Genomic DNA, 1,268 nt, shown 5'->3' with positions numbered 1-1,268 from the left:
GCGCGAAGCTGAGAATTTAAGCCCCGGTAAACGGCGGTGGTAACTATAACCATCCTAAGGTAGCGAAATTCCTTGTCGGGTAAGTTCCGACCTGCACGAATGGCGTAACGACTTCTCTGCTGTCTCAACCACAGACTCGGCGAAATTGCATTACGAGTAAAGATGCTCGTTACGCGCGGCAGGACGAAAAGACCCCGGGACCTTCACTATAGCTTGGTATTGGTGTTCGGTACGGTTTGTGTAGGATAGGTGGGAGACTTTGATCCAGGGACGCCAGTTTCTGGGGAGTCGTCGTTGAAATACCACTCTGATCGTATTGGACTTCTAACCTCGGACCATGATCTGGTTCAGGGACAGTGCCTGGTGGGTAGTTTAACTGGGGCGGTTGCCTCCCAAAATGTAACGGAGGCGCCCAAAGGTTCCCTCAGCCTGGTTGGCAATCAGGTGTCGAGTGCAAGTGCACAAGGGAGCTTGACTGTGAGAGCGACAGCTCGAGCAGGGACGAAAGTCGGGACTAGTGATCCGGCACCGGCAAGTGGAAGCGGTGTCGCTCAACGGATAAAAGGTACCCCGGGGATAACAGGCTGATCTTCCCCAAGAGTCCATATCGACGGGATGGTTTGGCACCTCGATGTCGGCTCGTCGCATCCTGGGGCTGGAGTAGGTCCCAAGGGTTGGGCTGTTCGCCCATTAAAGCGGCACGCGAGCTGGGTTTAGAACGTCGTGAGACAGTTCGGTCTCTATCCGCCGCGCGCGTTAAGAAACTTGAGGAAGGCTGTCCCTAGTACGAGAGGACCGGGACGGACGAACCTCTGGTGTGCCAGTTGTTCTGCCAAGGGCACTGCTGGTTGGCTACGTTCGGAAGGGATAACCGCTGAAAGCATCTAAGCGGGAAGCCTGTTCCAAGATGAGGTTTCTCTCCCACTTGATGGGTTAAGGCCCCCTACAGACCATGGGGTTGATAGGCCAGAACTGGAAGCCCGGTAACGGGTGTAGGTGACTGGTACTAATAGGCCGAGGGCTTATTAACGAAGAGGCTACGCGTCCACTGTGCGGTATCTGAAACAACACACGCCGTTTCAGAACCTCCTGAGGCTCCCTTGTGGGGGTGTTGGGGTTGGTTCCGGAGTGGATAGTTTCATAGTGTTACGGCGGCTATAGCGGTGGGGAAACGCCCGGTCCCATTCCGAACCCGGAAGCTAAGGCCACCTGCGCCGATGGTACTGCACTCGACAGGGTGTGGGAGAGTAGGACACCGCCGGAACATC

General features: G+C 55.8%; 2 rRNA genes (1 of these 2 running past the window's edge). Both read left to right on the top strand.

What is annotated here, in order from left to right:
- Positions 1-1,030: ribosomal RNA gene (locus tag AB0I43_RS40670) — 23S ribosomal RNA — on the top strand; it begins 2,197 nt to the left of the window's first position.
- Positions 1,031-1,147: 117 nt separating this feature from the next.
- Positions 1,148-1,264 (top strand): 5S ribosomal RNA (gene rrf, locus AB0I43_RS40665).
- Positions 1,265-1,268 lie beyond the last annotated feature (4 nt).

Source organism: Nocardia sp. NPDC050435, assembly GCF_040655395.1.
GTDB lineage: Bacteria > Actinomycetota > Actinomycetes > Mycobacteriales > Mycobacteriaceae > Nocardia.
Note: the sequence above shows the minus strand (reverse complement) of the source record. Positions and strands in the feature narration are given on the sequence as shown.